Origin of the sequence: Dysosmobacter segnis, from assembly GCF_014297285.1 — a bacterium.
GTDB lineage: Bacteria > Bacillota > Clostridia > Oscillospirales > Oscillospiraceae > Oscillibacter > Oscillibacter segnis.
The window spans coordinates 1-16,777 of the sequence record NZ_JACOQI010000021.1; the positions used below are offsets into that span (position 1 = coordinate 1).

Genomic DNA, 16,777 nt, shown 5'->3' on the forward strand with positions numbered 1-16,777 from the left:
ACCGATGTTATTTGGTTTCTACGAGAATAGATTATCCTGTAACTTTTGTGTATACCCGCGGGGTTTCCTTGTATTCGGGGAAACTCCTCGGATAACAAAACTCACGGGATTAGCTGGCTTATCTTAGAACTGGGATAAGCCGTGCATACTGCCGCACTCCATTGCCAGCCGCTGCTCCCGCGTCACCCCAAGACGCTCATTGTTATAGTCCGCCAGCTCACGATTATGCGTGGGATCGTCCGTGTTCCAATCACTGTGGTAGTAGCCGCTCTCACCGCGCTTGATGCAGATGAGCTCGCCGGTACCGGGGAGCGTGGAGAAGCACAGTTCCGGCAGTCCCTCCGCCAGCTTGGGGGAGAAAAGCTCCTGTTCCGTCTGGATACTCCACTCGTCCGAATTCCAAAAGTGGACATACAATTCGCCGCCGTCATCCACGGAGATCTCCCGCTGCTCAAAGCCCTCGCCCCAGCCGTCCGAGGCCTGTCCAGTGAGGTATTCCTTTAAGGTTTCCAGCTCCGTGTCCGACAATTCCCCGGCGACACGGCATTCCGCCACGCCCCAGAGCTGCCGGTCACGTTCCTCTACGGTGAAGACGGCGGAGCGCACCTTGCGGTCAACGCTGTCGGCTTCATCATACCAATGCATGATGCCGCGCTCGGTTTCCTCCGGCATCCGATTTTTCACCAGCGCCGCCGTGATCTGATCCTGATAGCCGCGCAGCTCACCGCCCTCCAGCAATGTGCTGCTGTCATCGAAATCGCCGTACTCGTTCCGCTCATAGAGATCAGCGGTCAGGGGCATATACAGCTTGAGGGTGGTCAGCTTGGGCGGCAGCACGGTGAAGCTGTCCTCGCCGGGGGCGAGCGGCAGCGTGCGGCCATTGTCCCACTTCATAAAAATTTGTCCTTTATCGTCCACGAAGTCCACCTCGCCCTCCGTGCCGGGAAGAATGGGATGATAAGGGTCCTCCATCGAATTAAGCCGGATGCGGGTGCCGGGGGGATACTGCTCCTTGATAAAATTCACCATTTTTCTGTCCATCACTTTATACCTCCCATTGTCATGCCCTGATCGGGCATTTTTTGATATTCCTCCAACTGACGGGGATTTTCCTCGCCATAAAGGTCAAAGACGATATCGTCCACCTGCTTGCGGACGCTGGGATCGTCGGCTAACACTTCGTAACGGAAGCCTGTGGTCGGGCGGTACGGCAATTCCTCTCGGACGCATTTGAGAAAGGCTTCGGCATCGGTAAACTCCTGTGTATCGCCATTGGCATAGGTAACGCGGCCCACCAGGGGCTTGTCCCGCGCCATGTTCTGCCGTTGGACAGCTAAATCGTAAGCGGTGAGGTAACCATTGTAATCTCCAGGGGACGGGTTGCAGCGCAGGCAGTAGCGGTAGCGCTCCGTTTCCACGATGTAGCCGTAGTTCTGTACATAGCCGCCGTCGATTTTCCCGCCGTGGTCATAGCAAAAACGCTCCATAGCGAAGCGGCTTTTCAGCACATCTTCACGGAGCTTACCAACGATCTGCTGCAACTCCGCTTTGAACGCGGGGCTGTTCAGTTCCTCCGGGCCACGGGGCCACCAGGTATGCCAGAACTCGTTTCCGTTGCGCCCGAAGTCCATGCGGACACAGCCGACAGCGCCAAGGCGCTTATTTTCTTCGGGGTGCTGGGCATAAAATAAGCCCGCCTCCTCCGGGCGGGCAGGTCGGATATGAAATTTCATGTTCTCTGCGGGATAGGGGAGCTGATGTGCTTCGCAGAACTCGCGGAGCGTCATGTCGCCTTCATCGAGAAAACCGAGCTCATCCCGCACATCCAGCCGCCCGGACTTAGGCATCGCCAGCTTTTCCGGCATCAGCACCGAGCCTGCGTGGTTGACCACAACATTTTCTTCCATGTAACACAGCTCGCCGGGATCATCGTCAGAGCCGCGAATGTCATAGCAGTACCAGCCCTTCGGCACGGTATCGCGGGCGATACGCCCGTTGGTGAACAGCGCGGGCTTATCAAATACTTCAATGTGCTGGAATTCCTCTGTTCTTGCGTTTACAGCCATTAGTCTTCCTTCCTTTCCTTTTTGGTAACGGCAAACATACTACACATCTGCTGCAAAGTCTACCGAAACATTTGCTGCCCCTGCCGCTGCTCCGGAAACGGCGGGTCCAAGCGCCGCAGCAGGCCGAACTCTGTTTTTGTCACGCAGTCGTTTTCCATGCAGTCCTGACCGTGTTTCTCAAAATCCATGTAGCCCTCCAGCTCGTAGATGGCTTCATCATCCAGCCCCAGCGTTTCCTGCAATCGCTGCTGACCGTAACCATAAGCACCCTCCGTGATGCGCTGATAGTTGTCCAGATTTCGCAGGAGTTCACAGGCTCCGCGCAGCGTATCCGGCCGCTCGGCCTCCAGCACGGCGGCGTAGGTCAGGAGCATCCCGTCCTTCTGCCAGATGCCCTCCAAGGCTTCCGCAAAATCGTTGTAATCCTCCACGGCGGGGCAATCCGTGTCGCAGATCAGCTCCCCGATGTAAGGCACCTTGAAACGAATATCACAGAGCAGGGCATCCGCGAAAACATCAATATCAAGATAATTTTTCACCGCGTCGAGGTAGTCCTCGTCAGCGGGGAGGACGAGGGTGTAGTCCGGCTTTCCATCGACGCGCAGCGTCATGCGGAGCATTTCATCCCTGCTCTCATCCCGCCAAGGCTCTGCCGGCGAAAGATAGCTGCGGTCGATCCCCATATCCGGCGTCAGCAAGCTGCGGGCGTTGGGGACAAAAGCGCTGTACCGGGCGTAGTTATACCCCTGTGGGTCAACAAGGAAACCGTCCTTTCCCTCCGCGTCGAGGATGAGCAGGCAGTGCCTGGCATCCTCATCGTGCCGGATGGCGTTTTTATTCTCTGCGATGAAATCATAATCAGCCAGCAGTGCGCGGCTGAACAGCCGGAACCGTGGGCTTGGCAGCTCGATGACCTTATCCACGGCACAGGGGTCTGCCTCACACCCGGTCTGCTTACACTTCAGTTCCGCCCGAATGATCATCGTGAAAGCCCTCCCATCTCCATGTGGCTGCTCTGGCTTCCGTTCATCACTTCCTCCATGCTGTAATAGCCCTTGTAGGCAACATAGCCCCGGTCGGTGAACATCCCGTCCTCCTCATTCATGCGCTCCGTGCCGTACTTTTCATAGTCGTAAAAAGCATCGAGGTTTTCGTCATACTCGAAGTGACCGGACTGGCGGATCATGTACTTGCCGTACTCCTGCGGCGTATGCGCACCGGGGGCGAAGTCAAAGAGGTCAAGGCTTTCTGCAAGGTTTTTGATCTGTGCCGCGGACTTTGGCTCTGCCAGCATGACCACAGCGCCCAGCTTTTCCATATCCGCATTTGACAACCCATCCGTCGCCTCTGCCAGTTCGTTGAGGTCGGAGAGCGTTTCGCGCTCCATATCCAACAGGACATCCACCTCATTGGGGAGCTGGCTGTCCTCCAGCCGCAGGCGGACATCGGCGGGATCTGTGATGCCCCCGCGAAGGAGGGCGCGGTCGATCTCCTCCTGCACCATGGGGAGGAACAGCCATGTGATATGCTCTGTGTCCTCCGGCTCGCTTTTGGAGGTCACCGCAACCGTGATGGCATTCGGCTCATAGTAATAGCAAGGGAAGAACCGGCCGTCATAGATTTGCTCTAACTTCATGCCGTTGTCGTAGACCACGCCGTAGGGCGTGATCGTGCCGCTGCCGCTTTCAATGAGCCGCTGTGCCAATTCCTCGCCGTCCAGCGCGTTCAGTTCATCCACACTTGCGCTGCCGCCGTGCAGGTTCATGTAATGGTCGCGGCCGATGGCGGCGAGGTCGGAAAAGTCAGTGATGACCGTGGCTTGCTGGCAGCAGAAGGTCAGGTTGATGAGATCCTTCAGTTCAAAAAGCTCCAGCTTGTGGGCCATGGCCTGAAACTGCGCGGCCTCGCCGGTGTCGAAGCTTTCCAGCCGTTTGGCGAGGTAATTCAGCTCCTCCACGTTGACCGTGAGCATTTCCACTCGCTTGAGAACAGTATAGAAGCTGTCGATCTCCTCCACCTTGCAGTCGGCCTTGACCGCATCGCCGATCTCCAACGCCTTCAGCAGTTCCATGCAGTATGTGTACTGGTCATGCGGAATGGGGAACGGGATGGTCGCCACACCGTATTCCGGGTGGTTGGGACTACTCAAAACTGCGCTCATCATGATCATTGTCCTCCTTTTTTTCGTTGATCTCGTTCATTCGGCTCCGCAGGCAGGTTCCGTCCGCGCCCCAGCAGAGAAAACCGTGGCGGGGATAGGGGCAGTCCTTGCACTCCGGGGAATGGCTGCAAACAGGCTCCGGCAGCGGCTCCTGCTGAAAGCCGGGGATATGCGGAAGAATGAGTTTGAAGTGGATCGTGCCATGAATTTCCATCATCTTTTCCTCCTAAAATAAAAAATGCCGGACATTTCTGTCCGGCCCGCGTGGATACCTATTTCATTGTCATGCCGCTCTGTTCCGGCGCGTCTCGCTGCCGCAGAGCATCCGTGGGCAGCAGTCCGCCGACCTGCTCCATCAACTCCGCCAGTTCCCGATCCCGTCCAAATGAAAGGCTTTCGTCCTGCTCGCGGACGAACGCCAGCGCGCGGTAGATCTCCGCAAGCTGCTCCGGCTCAAAAAGGGCGTCTTTTTGAACAAGCCCGCCGCGCACGGTGAAGTCGCGTTTGGCGGCGTCATAGTCATCCTGAAAATAATGTCCGTGATGGACGCCTTTGCGGTCGAAGTCCCACTCCCAAGTCACGAATTGGACGCCGCGTTCGGTGGGGTGGCCCGCCAGCACTGCGTCACCGAAGTCCGCGAGGATACGGTAGTCACCGGTGAGATCGGTCGCCTTGAGCTGAGGTGCGTATTCCAGAATCGCCATGTATTCCAAAGTCATTTTAGCGGTGTCGATCACCACCTGCAAAGCGTCCTGCGCTCGGATACTGTCCACGTTCTCCTGGCGGTACAGCACGCTGCCCTTGCCGGTGATGCGGCAGAGGCGCCCTTTTTCCCAGCAGACGGGCAGGTGGTGATCCTCGATCGGTTCTACCGTAAAACCGTTCTGCCGCAGCCGAATGGCGGTTTCTTCAAGGAAACGGAGCTGTGCGGGTTCGTTCTGATCGTTCATTGTGAAGTCCTCCTCGTAAGCAAAAAAATAGGCCGGAACATCCTAAAAATGCTCCGGCCGGTTGATATATTAAGTTGTGAAATGAAAAAGGGCGCCTATTTGATGGCTTCGACGAAACCAACAAACAGACACCTGAAAGATCGTATGAAATTTTGAGGAAAAATCGCTCTATTCTGCGCCCGCAAAAAGGGCGCTTCTCAGGATTTTACCTTTGAATCTGTGAAAGGGGGAGTTCGAATCTCCCCAGTTACCAAAATAACGCGAAAATATCTTTTTTTCTGAGTGCGGAATTTGAAAGAAAAAAAGGTGGCAACCCTTTGGTATTCTAAGCGTTGCGCTTAAAATATCCGAATTGTTGCCACCTTATGGTACGCCCGACTGGATTCGAACCAGACGCCGCCTTTTATCGTGGCAAAAAAGTTATTAGATAGTATATAAAATTGCTGTTTTTATTAACTTTTGGTAAATGTTATTTATCCCATATAAAGGGTAAGTGTGTACTTTTGCGTGTACCGCATTCACTTATTCTCAGGCTTTCCGGCCGCCAGGCAAAACCATCCTTCAGCACAATATATACCAGCCTAGCCCCTTGTCAGGCCACCCGAAACGTGATACAATTTTACCGTGTAGAGAAGACGGCGATTGTATCAGTTTTGGCTGATCTATGCGTCAAACACAGGAGAGTGGCATCCGACGACTCGTTGGGTGCCGCTCTTTTTTTCGTAAAAAAACCGCCCCACAGCACTGTGCTGCAGGGCGGTTTCTCTCAGCCGGTCCAGTCGGCCTTGGTCTCCCGCTTATCGAAGTGAAGGAAGCTGCCATATACCCCAACGCCTCCATGGTTAGGGGACACGTTCCGGGCATATCGCTTTAGGTCCTTGATAGAGACTCCCGGCATGTGGATATCCGCAGCGTATCCGTAAAGGTGCTGACTGTGCTTGCTGGCATTTTTCAACGTGCTGTTGTAGGCCACCGTGCGGTAGCCGCTGTTGATAATGAGGGGAATCTCCTTCCCCTTGCCGTGCTCTTGGCTGGCCTGATACCGGATGGACTCCAGATCCCAGGGAAGCTGCTCATGGATCAGCACCACGTCACTGCCATCACGGCAGCGAAACTCTTTCACTTGGAAATGAGGAGTCAGGTACTTGTCCCCATCAGCGGCCAGAGAGTAGACCTTAACATCCATGCCTATTCTCCTTTCAGCTTGTACAGCACCCGAACCAGCTCCGCCCGGGTCACCGGTTTCTCCAGATTGCTGTCCGTCAGCAGCCCCTTGGCCTTGCCCCACGCCAGCGCCGGGTCCTCCGGCTTGGTTGGGGCCGGGGAAGGGTTTGCGGTCTCCGCCTTCCGTTCCCAGAACAGCAGCAGCGTGGGTACCTTCCGAGAGCTTTTGACCTTGCCCTTGGGGAAAATGCCCTGCGTGGAGCCGCCGCCGTCCAGCATGATGGCATCCTCCACCCCCAAGCCCAGCAGCTTATTCTGAAGCTGTTCGCGGGTCAAACTGGTTTTGTCACACCACAGGCAGATTTTCCCATTCGGCATCCAGCCCACAGCCGTCCGGGCGGCAGACCGGGCCACGTCCGGCGTGAGATCCCGGTGTAGTTTGGCCCCCGCTTTCAGGAGAGGGACGCCGGAGAGGAAAGATCCTCCCCGGTCCGTCAACATCTTTGGCAGTCCGTCGGTGCCGATGGAAATGCCCCAATCCTGATAGGCGTCCCGGCTGATAACTTTCCCATCGATCACCGTCCAGCCAACCGGCTGAAATTTGCCGTTGAACAGATAGCCGTTGATGATGTGCGTGCAGCCGGTTTTCACCTTGATCTGCGCCGGGGACAGCTTGCCGCTATTGTGGTAGATCTGTGCTCTCGCGCAGTCAAAAATGTCAGTCATTGACTCTCACCGCGCTCTTGGCATAGCCCAGCTCGTCGTATTCGACCTCAAACTTGCCGCCGGGGATCCACTGGATCTGCTTCGTGCCGGCCAGATCCTCACGGCGGCGCATATCCACGGTACGCTGGGCGTCCTTGGGCTTCTCCTCCGCGGGGATGAAGCCCTCGGCCATCTCGGCCTCAGTCCAGCCCTCCGTGCCGCCGTCAGCGTTCAGATGGAAGTTGGCGCCCGCCTCCTTCAGCAGCTTGTTGATCTCCTCGATGGTCTTGCCGTCCTTCTTGCCCTCGTTGATGATGTCCACATACTTCTTTTCCATGATTTGTTCTCCTTTCAAATTTATGGTTATGTTATAAACCGTTATCAACTGTTTTCGTTTTTGGGGTCGTCCCCCGCAATTTTATCCCCCGCTGCATCCACAGCAGACTTGCCGGCGGCGAGGATCTTCGGCAGCCACGCAGGGACTTTAGCTCCCATATTAACTGCGTGTTCCGCCAGACTGCCCAATTCGCCAATAATGTACCAAACAATCACAAGTGGCCCGATCAGTACCGTATAATCAAAGGGCAATGTGACGCCAGGCAGATTTGCCATCATGGCGCCAATGAGCCAGTCCGCCACCAGCGCAACGCACACGATGACGATCATACCGCCCTTATGCCAAGCTCCCTCCCGGAGCTTTGCGCTGGACCAGCGCCCCTCCTTGCTGGCCACGGCGGATCCAACCAACCAATCTGCCAACATCAGGCACACCCACACAATCACCAGCCAGCCGAACCAGCCCCACAGAGCGGTGAGCGTTGCAATGACGCCGGTGATCACCGTTTTGATGTGCAGTGCGGAGTTATTCTCCATGGGACACCTCCGTTTCTTTGCCCTGGGCAAGCCGGGCCCGTCGAAAAAATCTCTTGCTCATAAAATTCCCCCTTATTTCTTCATATTTTCAAAGGCGTTCCAGTCCATGGCCGCCGCCTCTACATCGCCCCACGTCAGCGCCTTTCCCTCGACGAGCACCCACGTTGCCCCACCGCGGAACGCCATCCGCACCGGCCCCACCGGCGCGAAATCACCCTCCTCGGTGTTGCTGACCTGCAGCACGATCTCGGAATCCAGATCCGCTGACGCCGCAAACCGCAGCCCGTTCAAAATTTCCTGGATCTTAGCCGGCGGCATGAACTCATTTGAGGTATAGGCCAGTGCCAAAGACCCGGGGGCGCTGCTTTCCGTGGACCAGCCTGCCCCTTGGAAGGTCAAGGCACTCAGATCCGCGCCGGAGACCGTGATCTTGATCTTGTTGATCCGGATCGCGGATTCGATGTCGAACCCGTCCCCGGCGCAGCCGGTCTCCGTCAACTCCAGATACCCGTAGCTGCCGATAGGACTCGCGCGGATCTTCCCGCTGAAATACGGAAACAGCAGGATCAAATATTGAAGGTTTTCCTCAATGGCGTTGGCGGCAGTGAAGGTAAGCCGCTTCAGGGTTGCCGGCAGCAATTCCAGCGAATAGGCGTCATCCTTCATCCGGCATCACCCCCCATTGGAATCGGTAGGCTCTCCAGATCCGCCCAGGTCATCCGCGCGTCCTCAACCGCCTGCCAGGTGTAGGCATACGCCTCAAACGCATCCCAGTTGATGATCGCGGACCAATGGATTGTACCGGAGCCAATCTGCGCTGTGGCCCCACTCCGCATAACCGCGGAGACGGACACGGAAACATCGGCGTAATCTGCGGCAGAGCAGAGGAACACCAGCGCGTCCAGGGCATCCTGCAGATCCTGATAGGCCCCCTGCGGCACTGTATACCGCGCCGTAATCTCGGTGTCTGACGGCATCACCGTCCAGCCGGTGCCGGTGACTGTGATGCTGCCCAGCTGATCGCTCTGAGCGGTGACGATGATCTCACGGATACCGTGGGCCACCGTCAGGGTCGTGTAGTCACCCGTACGAACGCTTGCTGCCAACTCCACATAACCAAACCGCGTCCCTGCCCAGACCTCCACAACCTCCCCGGAAGCGCTCTCTACGCCTTTCCAGAACGCCAACAGGTTCTTGACGATCAAGGTCAACTGCTCGTCTGTGGGGATGTCATCCATCCGCCAGGTGGTATCTGTGGTTCCGTCCTTGTGGGTGATGTTGACAGGCGTATAGGTGACCTGGCGGCCGTACTGTTCATACAGCCCCTTCAGGTAAACCATCGCCTTTGTAATGCGATTGCGGTCAGCGGCATTGAAGGCCCCACGCATACCCGCCAGCCATTCCGCTTTTTCGTCTGCGGACATGGCATCAAAGCCTTTATCCCGCAGAGCCCTCCACCGGGCCACATCCGCGGCTGTCCGGTTGGTGATCAGAGATTCTAAAATAGACATATCTCAAACTCCTTTCACCCCGGCGGTATACACGACTGTATTTGACAGCTTGATCTCCATCTTTTCCAGATTGCCGACGGTTCTTCCGCCGCAGTTATCCGGCAGAGATACCCGGTCGCCCAGATGCTCACCCGCAAAGACGACCTTCGCCTTGCCGGTATTCCGCCGCTGGTGGTAATCATAGAGCCGCTGCGCCACCGTCTGAGCCACAGCCGGAGAGACCAAGGTCGCGTCTGTGATTTTCACTACCTTCTGCTTGTCCGTGGCGGTCACGTTCGGGTTCTTCACAGAGTACACGGCCTTGGTGTCGGCATATTTGACACCATTCACCTCAACTCTGCCATTCTCCGCCACCGCGAAGGTGTGGGCCGTAACCTGCACCTCTGTCACAATGGCCGCCGTACTGACTGAGGCACCGAGGAAGGTACGCTCCAGCGGTACCGTTACTTCTTCCGTCCCGGGCGAAAACACCCGCAGCTCCGCCCGGCCATCCGTGGATACGCAGTAGCCCCAAACGAATAGGAGCTGCTGGATCGCCGCGCGGCGGGAGCCGGCCTTCAGGATGCCAGTCACGTTCATGTCCGTGACATCGGCATCAAATTCCACCTCAAAGGGCGCGGCCAGTTCCGCGATCAGCGCCTTCGCACTTTTGCCGCTGTATACGCCGCCGGCAAATGGCATATCGTTCAGCACGCCGATGGCGTCGCAGCACTCGATCGGGTATACCCGGCTGGAGGTGCGCTTATAAGAATCAATGTAGTACACGCCGACCAGTGTGTCATTATTTCTGACCTCGACCGGCTGCTTCAGCTGGAACATGAACTCAATATCGTCCTGGCTATCCAGTGTCCAGCTCAGCTTAGAGCCAGGAAGCTTGGTACTGCTCAGATCGATCTCATTGACCGCCGATGCCTTCCGCAGCTCCGACATACCGAAGGATCGGTGGACACCGAAGATCACATGATCGATCTTGGCATAGCGGTAAGGCAGGTTTGTCTTTTTGAAGGTCAGGATGAGCTTGTTATAGCTCTCCACCCGCTTCTGGCAAAAATACTCCACAGCGTCAGGCGTGAAGTCCTGATCCGCCTTCAGGGTACTCCCTTGGTACCACTTGATGTTGAGTGCCGAGCAGTATCCTCCGGTCGCGGAATCAAAGCGAAAAGAAATGCCGACAGAGGAATACTGCTTGCTGAAGGTAATGGTGATCTGCGGCTCAGAGCCGGCGGCGAAACTGCCGTCAGCGCCGCTCATGGCCTCCGACCAGAACGCCGGGGAGATCTCCGACGCCAGGACAAAGGCCCCATCCATCCCCCACTGGTTCAGTTCCCCCGTGGCAGCCGGCTCCTCCACGGTACCGCTGGGCAGTTGAGCAAGTGCGGATCTGTCCTGCGCTGTCGGCGCGGTCACCGTGGCGTCCAGAGCGGCGCCGGGCGCGACGTCCTTATACAGCAGCGTGGTCTTGCTCATTTGGGAACCACCTGCGCTTCCATTGGGATGAAATTGATTTCAATTTCTCCCCAGTAATTGACCCCGTTGGAGACAGATTCGATGTCCTGTGTGCCGGAAGTGTAATACGCCTCGTAGGAGATGGTGGTCTGGCCGTCCGCCGCCTCCAGCATAACGCTGTCATCTACGGAGTGCTCCACCAGATAAGCCCAAAACTCGTCCAATCCGGCATAGTTACCGCCCCGCCGAAAGACTTTGATCTTGTGGCCAACGTAGGTGCCGATAATATCCCGGATCATGCGGCCGGTCATAACGCGGCCGGCATTATCACCGTCCAGCACGTTGAAATTCCGGCTATAAGCAGAAATCGCGACGTCTGCGTCAAACTCCCTGCCGTTCAGTTTGATATAGCTCATATCAGTAATCCTCCAGACTGACGCCGACACGGTTCGACTCGGACTTGTTCAGCCGATATACGACCTTGCCCAGAATGTCCTCGTCAATGACAAGGTAAGCTGTACTCTGGCCGCTGTACCCGCCTTCAGAGAGTGCCTGCCGGAAGGCCTGAACCATGGTGTCCAGAGGCGTTTCAATGTTCGTGCCCTGCTTCTGATCACCCAGCACCGCCAGAAATTCCTTGTTGGGGGGAATGACTGCGCCGGTAGCCAATCGCGGCAGTTCTACACGAGGCAGAGTGTCAATGGACACGCTGCGTCCGGTGAGCGCGCCGATCAGGGCGAACGCCTTATTCACACCGCGGATAAAAGCGTTGATGCCGTCAATGATAAAGTTAATGCCGCCTTCCAACAGATCCACGATGGTGTTCCAGATACCGCGGAAGATATCCTTGACACCTTCCCACGCCTGCCGCCATTTTCCGGTAAACACGCCGGAGACGAAGGTCACGATGCCAGTCAGGATCTGACCGATGCTGCTGACCAGATTTTTAAGGGTCAGCTTCAAGGTCTCGATCCAGCTATTCAGGGTCGTCCTGATCCACTCGATCAGCCCAGACAGCCGTCCGTTTGTCTGCTCATCCAACCAGGTAAAGAAGGTGTCTACCGCCGTCTGTAAAGCGGTCAGCACCGCCTCAACGATAGTCTGTAGGCCCTGCACCAGAAGCTGGATGCCGTTTATCGTAAGCGTCAGGTCGCCGGTAAAGATACCTTTGAAGAACTCCAGGAACCCCTCCAACAGGAGCTTTATGCCGTCCAGCATGACCTGCCCCTGCCCGAAGGCATTCGTGAACACCAGCAGCAGGCCGGCAATAGCGGCGACCAGCAGGGGGATCCACGAGCCGGTCAGAACAGCGATCCCAAGACCTGATATCAGCAGGCCGGCCACGGTAGACAGCATATTTTCAAAGTTCCAGCCGTTCTTCAGCGCGTCATGCAGGCCGGTGGCGAACAGGGATATCCCGCTGACAACCATCCCGATCCCGGCGCCCAGCTTCCCGAAAGCGATCCAGAGACCGAGCGTTAGCTCTGCGGCGCCTTTCAGCATCTCGAGAAAGTTATCCATGCTGACCCCGTTTTGCCATGCGTCCCACGCGCCCTTCGCCAGATCAATGCCACCGCGGATGGCCACCAATAGGCCGACAAATTTTGTCAGCCCGTCCTTAAAGCCCTTGGAGAGCTTCCACGCCAGCAGCGCAGCACCGATCAGGTTTACCCAGTTCAGGATCTTTTCAAAGTCTGACGCCATGCTGGAGGTGTCAAAAGAGAAATCCGGCTTGGCCGCGGAGCCTCCCCCGCCGCCCGAAGCACTGTTCGACAGCTTATTGATCTCATCGAAGCTGGCCAACGATTTCGACGCTTTCTTTGCGGCGCCACCTGTGGCCTCGATGGCCTCCGCCTCGTCATACATATTCTTGGCCGCGTCCTTCGCCTGCCCGATGGTCTTTCCAAACAGGAGGGACACCATGCCGGCAATCGCGCTCACGATACGGGTGAGGATGTTGACCAATGCTGTGAAAGCCGGGATCAGCACCGACAAAATAGGCTGCGCCAGTGTCAGCAGCGCCCCCTTCAGACGGGCAACCGCAGCCGAAGCCTCACTGTTGGACTGCACTACCTTGCCCATCCAGTCCTTCATGGATCGTAGCGCTGCTGTGATCATCGTAAAAATGAATACTCGCTTGACAAGGCCCTTGACCCGGTCGGAGAATTTCTTGATCCGCTGGTCTGCCTGCTCCACCGCGCTCGCAACAGCGTCGGCGGCAGTGGCCGGCTTGTAAAGCTCCTTAGCTACCTTTCCCGCATGGTCCTTAGCTGTTGCCAGGTCACCATTGATGCGCTTCGCTGCTGTATCAACATCGTCCAGACGGTCGGCAGCATGATCAAACTTGACCTGCAGACCGTCCACCAGCTTCTGTTGCGCGGTAAGCTCCCGCGTTACACCAGCCTGCCGAGCGGCGGCATCCGCATAAGCCTTGACGCTGGCCGGGTCATTGGCGTTCGCACCGGACATTGCGGCTGTTACGCGCTGAGCTTCATCCTGCAGAGCCGCCAATTTTACCTTTGCCTCATCCAGTTGGCCACCCAGCTCGCTGACGCGCCGGGAAATCGGCAGCCGCTTATCGCCGTTCTTCAGGAGCTGCTTCTCCAGTTTTTCGATATCCCGCGTTGTGCGGGTCAGGTCTTTTTCAAGCTCCTTATTATCCAGTTTTGTGCTGTAAGTAATATAACCGTCTGCTCCGGGCATCAAGTCACCTCATTTCTTTCCCAGCCAGGCATTTATAACGGCGTCCTCCGCCGCGGTGAAGTTGGTCTTCAGATCCACCAACTCCCGATTCTCTCTGTATAGCTGCTGATCTGTTTTATCCAGCGGCTTCCCCTTCGCCTTTAGATTGCGGATTCGGACGATCTGCGCGAAGAAGCAATCGCCGATTTCGTAGTATGCGGAAATGAACGTCCACCAGTGCAGGTATTCCAGCTCACGGACTTCTTTGCCCAGCACACGGTTGATGGGGGCCACGATATACCGAAAGTCCTGCCCCCAGTCCATCAGCTTCGGCGTCGGCCGCTGGCCCCGCCTGTCCTCTCCACAGTTAATAAACCAGACGCACTGCTTTGCAGCTTCCTGCCAGTCCTCCACCGGCATATCCTCAAGTTCCGGGTAGAAGATGTAAAGCACTACAGCCGATTTTTCTTCACTGCTCAGCTCCGGATCTGTCAGAGCCTCACAGATATCCAGTATGGCCCGATAGTCGGAACGGATGGAATACTCCCGCCCACCCACAATTACGGTTTTTGGCAAAGTGTATTCCATCCGTTTCTCCTCTCAGCGGTGATATTTCTTCAGGTACTTCTCCACGCGCGGCTTGGACGCCCGGATCTGCTTAGACATTTCTTCCGGCACTGTGTCAATGACCGCCAGAAAGAAGTTCGTCCACAAAGGCAGGCCTTCCGCCATAGCATGGGCGCTGTGACCCTGGAAGACCGCGGCCGCGGCGCCTTCGCCAAACAGCCTGTCAACGCCGTCGGATACTTCCGCGTCACGCTGCCGCACATACTCGAAGAAGGCGGTATTGTTCTCAAACTTCTTATCCTTATCGGTCTCATACCGCTCGGCACATTCCGCGAACAGATCATAGAGAGCCGACACGAAATTAACGTCCGTGGGGTTAAAGCTGATCTGTGCGGCGCCATCATTGACGTCGAAGATTTTTACTCCGATAGGGAAATTCAAAGCATTCACAGGCATCTCCTCCTACTCTCAGGCCGCTTTGGTGAAGGTAACCTCACCGTCAGCAATAGCCGCCGTGCCGGTGGTGCGGGTACCGCCATAGGTCACATCGATAGGCATACCCACATTAGAGCTGCCGCCCAGAGAGGCAGGCTTGACCATGCAGGATTCATACCGCTCCGCGAATACCGCGGTATCCGCCGTGCCGGCGTAAGCATGGACCACCAACAGGTCGTTGTTGGCCATAGCCGCCACATTCTGTTCCTTGATGGACTGGTTCCAGATTTTCACTTGGGCTGCGTCACCGGAGTCCAGCTCACAAGGCTCAAAGCTCTGCGTGATCACAGGCTTCTTCATGGTGGTGTAGATCTCACCGAAGATATCAGTCTTGCTCTCCTCGCTGTAATCGTACTCCATGGAGCTCTCCTCCACGCGCTTGCCGATGGGGCTCCAGACCGGAGCGCTATTGGTCCCGGTATTCAGATACAGGATCAGGAGCTTCCGATCCACGACCTGTCCAGCCGGTGTGTTAAACGTCATATCAGCCATTTATTTTCCCCCTTAAATTTTTTGATGAACTGCACAGACAACTGCACTACATAGACGCCGGTACCTTCACCGTCCGCCTGAAGCAGCGTGCCGTTCTGCGCTGTGATCCGCTCTGCACGGGGGTCATCCCCAAAAACCGGAGCGGCGCCGGTCGCCGACTGCTCCTGCACCCATTCCTGAAGGTCTACGATCCAGTCAGCGTTTTTCGCGGCCCCAACATCATCGTTAGGAGCTTTCTCCAAAACGCAGTACAGGCCGAAATTGTACCGGTTGGTAATGGTAGTATCCCCGACAATATCCCGGCTCCGTCTGACCTCCACCAGACCGTCTGGCATAATGCCGCCGGTACCGGGGATCTTGTCGGTATAGTCCACCTGAAAACCGGAGAGGACGCCGGACTGCGGGAACGCTTCCAACCACTTCCGAACGGTTTCTAAAGCATTCATACCGGGTCACCCCTCCCCTGAACATAGTTCTTGAGATCCGCCAGCATGGCGTCCCCCTCTTTCTCCTGAAGGCGTTTGCCCCAGAATGGGCCAGCTTCTGGGTTCTTCGTGACGGTATACGTCAGATCCTGCTCGGTCGCCTTCAGCTGGTCACCACGCCGCCACCGTGGGCCAACCCCCGGGACCACGCCGGGTCCTTGTCCGGTTTCGGCATTGACCATTACCTTGCCCTCATGCAGGTATCGCGCGTAAGGGACGAAGGTATTGATCTCCGGCCGGCTGACAGGAGACTGTGCCTGCGTCAGCTTGATGGTGGATCCAGTCCGGTACGGCATATACCGCACGATCCGCCGAAGCACATTTGCCGTGTGGAAACGCTGCACATCACCGTTCACAGTCAATCCCTTCCGACGAAGGATCTCCTCCACCGGGCGACTATCCACTTTCACACTGCCAACAATCGCCACATTACCCACCTGCCTCCGTATGGACTACAGCGCCGTTCCAGTATTTTGGATCGACATACCGCACGACTACCAGACCGGGCACCTTTACAGGGATCAGCGCGGCCCATCCCTCGCGGCTGTTGACCTCCGGCCCCTCGCCCAGAAGGACCTTATCACCAACCGCCACCGGCACCGTCTGGCCGGGGATGACCAACAAGAAGCTGTTCACCTCACTGCTGCCGGTCTTATCCACGTTCTCAGTCTTCTTGAAATCCAGGAAGGCGCCGTGAATAACTGTCCGGGTATATGCGGCCGCGCCGTCCCAGTGGTAGACGGTCACCGTCTGATTGCAGAGGCTGTAATCGACCGGGCATTTCCGGCGTCTGAGCGCCCGCATCAGCCCACCCCCCGGCAGATATCCAGATACAGGCAAGCAGCTCTATACAGCGCCTTTGCCTGCCCCTTCTCGGACACATCTACCGCAGTTGCGGCCGCGCTGCCATAGGACGTAGACACGGAGCCAATGGAGGCAGACTGCACCGCTCCAGCATCGCCGCTGACGATCAGATCCACATTATGCAGCGCCTCAGCCATAGCGCAGACGGCCATACCCTCTGCCTGCTCGTCCGGAGCAGTCACAGTATAGATCCGCTTGTAGCGACGGAGTTGATCCGCCGCCCTGGCTTCCAGCTCCGCCCAATCGTCAGCAGGGATGGCGCCGCCATGATAGACGGAACTGTAAAATTCATAATCGACCATAGCGGCGCTCCTCC

The 16,777-nt window shown here is 56.8% G+C and carries 22 protein-coding genes; all 22 read right to left on the reverse strand.

Features of this window, described 5'->3' with window-relative positions:
* Nucleotides 1-123 precede the first annotated feature (123 nt).
* The 22 genes from H8Z83_RS15510 to H8Z83_RS15615 all read right to left on the reverse strand — a co-directional run bounded on the left by H8Z83_RS15510 (nt 124) and on the right by H8Z83_RS15615 (nt 16,763).
* A complete protein-coding gene (locus tag H8Z83_RS15510) occupies nt 124-1,041 on the reverse strand; it encodes a DUF4314 domain-containing protein (protein ID WP_187015970.1) in 918 nt (305 codons plus the stop codon).
* Nucleotides 1,041-2,066 carry an LPD28 domain-containing protein gene (locus H8Z83_RS15515; RefSeq protein WP_187015900.1) on the reverse strand — a complete coding sequence of 342 codons (1,026 nt, stop codon included), beginning with the start codon at nt 2,064-2,066 and terminating at the stop codon, nt 1,041-1,043. Before H8Z83_RS15515 ends, H8Z83_RS15510 begins: the two co-directional genes overlap by 1 nt.
* A 59-nt stretch (nt 2,067-2,125) precedes the next feature.
* Nucleotides 2,126-3,049 (reverse strand): DUF6329 domain-containing protein, encoded by a 924-nt coding sequence (locus H8Z83_RS15520; protein WP_187015901.1) that lies wholly within the window; start codon nt 3,047-3,049, stop codon nt 2,126-2,128.
* On the reverse strand, nt 3,046-4,230 hold the full coding sequence (locus H8Z83_RS15525) for an antirestriction protein ArdA (RefSeq protein ID WP_187015902.1): 1,185 nt from the start codon (nt 4,228-4,230) through the stop codon (nt 3,046-3,048). Before H8Z83_RS15525 ends, H8Z83_RS15520 begins: the two co-directional genes overlap by 4 nt.
* Entirely contained in the window at nt 4,208-4,444 is a 237-nt protein-coding gene (locus H8Z83_RS15530; protein WP_187015903.1) for a hypothetical protein, read from the reverse strand. The genes H8Z83_RS15525 and H8Z83_RS15530 overlap by 23 nt, the downstream gene beginning before the upstream one ends.
* Nucleotides 4,445-4,499: 55 nt before the next feature.
* The gene (locus H8Z83_RS15535; protein WP_187015904.1) at nt 4,500-5,177 is read right to left on the reverse strand and encodes a hypothetical protein; all 678 of its coding nucleotides are present in this window, start codon (nt 5,175-5,177) and stop codon (nt 4,500-4,502) included.
* A gap of 766 nt (nt 5,178-5,943) precedes the next feature.
* Entirely contained in the window at nt 5,944-6,363 is a 420-nt protein-coding gene (locus tag H8Z83_RS15540) for a YcbK family protein (protein WP_187015905.1), read from the reverse strand.
* A 2-nt stretch (nt 6,364-6,365) separates the two neighbouring features.
* Nucleotides 6,366-7,067 carry a phosphodiester glycosidase family protein gene (locus H8Z83_RS15545; protein ID WP_187015906.1) on the reverse strand — a complete coding sequence of 234 codons (702 nt, stop codon included), beginning with the start codon at nt 7,065-7,067 and terminating at the stop codon, nt 6,366-6,368.
* The gene (locus tag H8Z83_RS15550; protein WP_187015907.1) at nt 7,060-7,383 is read right to left on the reverse strand and encodes a hypothetical protein; all 324 of its coding nucleotides are present in this window, start codon (nt 7,381-7,383) and stop codon (nt 7,060-7,062) included. Before H8Z83_RS15550 ends, H8Z83_RS15545 begins: the two co-directional genes overlap by 8 nt.
* Nucleotides 7,384-7,427: 44 nt before the next feature.
* Nucleotides 7,428-7,919 (reverse strand): phage holin family protein, encoded by a 492-nt coding sequence (locus H8Z83_RS15555; RefSeq protein WP_187015908.1) that lies wholly within the window; start codon nt 7,917-7,919, stop codon nt 7,428-7,430.
* Nucleotides 7,920-7,991: 72 nt separating this feature from the next.
* Complete coding sequence (locus H8Z83_RS15560; protein WP_187015909.1) at nt 7,992-8,585, reverse strand: hypothetical protein; 594 nt, start codon at nt 8,583-8,585, stop codon at nt 7,992-7,994.
* Nucleotides 8,582-9,430 (reverse strand): hypothetical protein, encoded by an 849-nt coding sequence (locus tag H8Z83_RS15565; protein ID WP_187015910.1) that lies wholly within the window; start codon nt 9,428-9,430, stop codon nt 8,582-8,584. Before H8Z83_RS15565 ends, H8Z83_RS15560 begins: the two co-directional genes overlap by 4 nt.
* Before the next feature lie 3 nt (nt 9,431-9,433).
* Nucleotides 9,434-10,897 carry a hypothetical protein gene (locus H8Z83_RS15570; protein ID WP_187015911.1) on the reverse strand — a complete coding sequence of 488 codons (1,464 nt, stop codon included), beginning with the start codon at nt 10,895-10,897 and terminating at the stop codon, nt 9,434-9,436.
* Nucleotides 10,894-11,292, reverse strand: coding sequence for a hypothetical protein (locus tag H8Z83_RS15575; RefSeq protein WP_187015912.1), 399 nt, complete (start codon nt 11,290-11,292; stop codon nt 10,894-10,896). The genes H8Z83_RS15570 and H8Z83_RS15575 overlap by 4 nt, the downstream gene beginning before the upstream one ends.
* 1 nt (nt 11,293) lies before the next feature.
* On the reverse strand, nt 11,294-13,579 hold the full coding sequence (locus H8Z83_RS15580) for a phage tail protein (protein ID WP_187015913.1): 2,286 nt from the start codon (nt 13,577-13,579) through the stop codon (nt 11,294-11,296).
* Between the two features lie 9 nt (nt 13,580-13,588).
* On the reverse strand, nt 13,589-14,146 hold the full coding sequence (locus H8Z83_RS15585; protein ID WP_187015914.1) for a Gp15 family bacteriophage protein: 558 nt from the start codon (nt 14,144-14,146) through the stop codon (nt 13,589-13,591).
* A gap of 12 nt (nt 14,147-14,158) precedes the next feature.
* A complete protein-coding gene (locus H8Z83_RS15590) occupies nt 14,159-14,575 on the reverse strand; it encodes a hypothetical protein (protein WP_187015915.1) in 417 nt (138 codons plus the stop codon).
* A gap of 18 nt (nt 14,576-14,593) precedes the next feature.
* Nucleotides 14,594-15,112, reverse strand: coding sequence for a hypothetical protein (locus H8Z83_RS15595; RefSeq protein WP_187015916.1), 519 nt, complete (start codon nt 15,110-15,112; stop codon nt 14,594-14,596).
* Complete coding sequence (locus H8Z83_RS15600; RefSeq protein WP_187015917.1) at nt 15,100-15,558, reverse strand: hypothetical protein; 459 nt, start codon at nt 15,556-15,558, stop codon at nt 15,100-15,102. The genes H8Z83_RS15595 and H8Z83_RS15600 overlap by 13 nt, the downstream gene beginning before the upstream one ends.
* The gene (locus H8Z83_RS15605; protein WP_187015918.1) at nt 15,555-16,025 is read right to left on the reverse strand and encodes a minor capsid protein; all 471 of its coding nucleotides are present in this window, start codon (nt 16,023-16,025) and stop codon (nt 15,555-15,557) included. The genes H8Z83_RS15600 and H8Z83_RS15605 overlap by 4 nt, the downstream gene beginning before the upstream one ends.
* A gap of 1 nt (nt 16,026) precedes the next feature.
* Complete coding sequence (locus H8Z83_RS15610; protein WP_187015919.1) at nt 16,027-16,401, reverse strand: DUF6751 family protein; 375 nt, start codon at nt 16,399-16,401, stop codon at nt 16,027-16,029.
* Nucleotides 16,401-16,763 carry a head-tail connector protein gene (locus tag H8Z83_RS15615; protein WP_187015920.1) on the reverse strand — a complete coding sequence of 121 codons (363 nt, stop codon included), beginning with the start codon at nt 16,761-16,763 and terminating at the stop codon, nt 16,401-16,403. Before H8Z83_RS15615 ends, H8Z83_RS15610 begins: the two co-directional genes overlap by 1 nt.
* Nucleotides 16,764-16,777: the final 14 nt, after the last annotated feature.

What these genes read in the sequence shown, in the direction of transcription:
- H8Z83_RS15560 (WP_187015909.1), bottom strand. Translation starts at nt 8,585, where the DNA reads ATGAAGGATGACGCCTATTCGCTGGAATTGCTGCCGGCAACCCTGAAG.
- H8Z83_RS15545 (WP_187015906.1), bottom strand. Translation starts at nt 7,067, where the DNA reads ATGACTGACATTTTTGACTGCGCGAGAGCACAGATCTACCACAATAGC.
- H8Z83_RS15515 (WP_187015900.1), bottom strand. Translation starts at nt 2,066, where the DNA reads ATGGCTGTAAACGCAAGAACAGAGGAATTCCAGCACATTGAAGTATTT.
- H8Z83_RS15600 (WP_187015917.1), bottom strand. Translation starts at nt 15,558, where the DNA reads ATGAATGCTTTAGAAACCGTTCGGAAGTGGTTGGAAGCGTTCCCGCAG.
- H8Z83_RS15525 (WP_187015902.1), bottom strand. Translation starts at nt 4,230, where the DNA reads ATGATGAGCGCAGTTTTGAGTAGTCCCAACCACCCGGAATACGGTGTG.
- H8Z83_RS15555 (WP_187015908.1), bottom strand. Translation starts at nt 7,919, where the DNA reads ATGGAGAATAACTCCGCACTGCACATCAAAACGGTGATCACCGGCGTC.
- H8Z83_RS15510 (WP_187015970.1), bottom strand. Translation starts at nt 1,041, where the DNA reads ATGGACAGAAAAATGGTGAATTTTATCAAGGAGCAGTATCCCCCCGGC.
- H8Z83_RS15565 (WP_187015910.1), bottom strand. Translation starts at nt 9,430, where the DNA reads ATGTCTATTTTAGAATCTCTGATCACCAACCGGACAGCCGCGGATGTG.
- H8Z83_RS15520 (WP_187015901.1), bottom strand. Translation starts at nt 3,049, where the DNA reads ATGATCATTCGGGCGGAACTGAAGTGTAAGCAGACCGGGTGTGAGGCA.
- H8Z83_RS15610 (WP_187015919.1), bottom strand. Translation starts at nt 16,401, where the DNA reads ATGCGGGCGCTCAGACGCCGGAAATGCCCGGTCGATTACAGCCTCTGC.
- H8Z83_RS15585 (WP_187015914.1), bottom strand. Translation starts at nt 14,146, where the DNA reads ATGGAATACACTTTGCCAAAAACCGTAATTGTGGGTGGGCGGGAGTAT.
- H8Z83_RS15550 (WP_187015907.1), bottom strand. Translation starts at nt 7,383, where the DNA reads ATGGAAAAGAAGTATGTGGACATCATCAACGAGGGCAAGAAGGACGGC.
- H8Z83_RS15615 (WP_187015920.1), bottom strand. Translation starts at nt 16,763, where the DNA reads ATGGTCGATTATGAATTTTACAGTTCCGTCTATCATGGCGGCGCCATC.
- H8Z83_RS15530 (WP_187015903.1), bottom strand. Translation starts at nt 4,444, where the DNA reads ATGATGGAAATTCATGGCACGATCCACTTCAAACTCATTCTTCCGCAT.
- H8Z83_RS15535 (WP_187015904.1), bottom strand. Translation starts at nt 5,177, where the DNA reads ATGAACGATCAGAACGAACCCGCACAGCTCCGTTTCCTTGAAGAAACC.
- H8Z83_RS15580 (WP_187015913.1), bottom strand. Translation starts at nt 13,579, where the DNA reads ATGCCCGGAGCAGACGGTTATATTACTTACAGCACAAAACTGGATAAT.
- H8Z83_RS15540 (WP_187015905.1), bottom strand. Translation starts at nt 6,363, where the DNA reads ATGGATGTTAAGGTCTACTCTCTGGCCGCTGATGGGGACAAGTACCTG.
- H8Z83_RS15595 (WP_187015916.1), bottom strand. Translation starts at nt 15,112, where the DNA reads ATGGCTGATATGACGTTTAACACACCGGCTGGACAGGTCGTGGATCGG.
- H8Z83_RS15575 (WP_187015912.1), bottom strand. Translation starts at nt 11,292, where the DNA reads ATGAGCTATATCAAACTGAACGGCAGGGAGTTTGACGCAGACGTCGCG.
- H8Z83_RS15570 (WP_187015911.1), bottom strand. Translation starts at nt 10,897, where the DNA reads ATGAGCAAGACCACGCTGCTGTATAAGGACGTCGCGCCCGGCGCCGCT.